The sequence below is a fragment of the Cereibacter sp. Soil_C_27 genome (assembly GCF_057657095.1).
In genome coordinates this window covers 1-278 of the sequence record NZ_JBDGJD010000039.1, presented here as the reverse complement: position 1 = coordinate 278, position 278 = coordinate 1, and the positions used below count along the sequence as shown (strand labels likewise).

Sequence of the window (278 nt, the reverse complement as noted above, 5' to 3'; positions counted from 1 at the left end):
TGTCGGCTGGTCCTCCTGAGGCTGTCGTAGCGGGCACAGTCGGCCACCGGTTCATGCGCCAGGCGCAGAGTGGCCGGAGTGAGAAGGAGCGGTGGTGGCGTCGCGTCCTGGCGGCGGGCGAGGATATTGATGATCACCGGCGCCGAGTGAACGCCCTGGTCGATCGCCTCGCGGCAGGCGGCTTCGACGGCCGCCAATCCGTCTGCGGCGACATGGCTGAGGATCTGCACCATCTGTCGGTCGCCATCGCTGACCGCCTTCAGCTTGCGGCGCACGGC

Annotated in this window: 1 pseudogene; it reads right to left on the bottom strand. The window is 68.7% G+C overall.

Annotation, left to right across the window (positions count from 1 at the left end):
- Window positions 1-278 (bottom strand): annotated as a pseudogene (locus AC3A5Z_RS24200) (IS21 family transposase); the annotation flags it as partial.